This window comes from Pseudomonas sp. AC463, from assembly GCF_979253585.1.
Map to the genome: position 1 here is coordinate 1 of NZ_CEEDDZ010000961.1, position 249 is coordinate 249.

Consider the following 249-nt stretch of genomic DNA (forward strand, 5'->3'; position numbering starts at 1 on the left):
CAGCACCGCCATCGAACGTGGCGGCGGCGACCTGGCCCGTGCGTTGAAGGCCGCATGGCTGCCCCGGATCGGGCAGGGCTGGTTCTTCCGCGCCGAGAGTTTCTTCACCGTCGCCCGATATCTGGACGCGGCCGGCAGTCCGTCAGCGGACTTCCTGTCCCACTCCCACGGCGAAGGCTTCCTGCGCTTCTTCGAGGAACGCTGTACCCGCCCCGGTCTTTTCATCTTCGACGAACCCGAGTCCGCACT

General features: G+C 66.7%; 1 protein-coding gene. It reads left to right on the forward strand.

What is annotated here, in order from left to right:
• On the forward strand, positions 1–249 hold a 249-nt coding region (locus AC0IYH_RS33090; RefSeq protein WP_471838624.1), incomplete at both ends, for a hypothetical protein.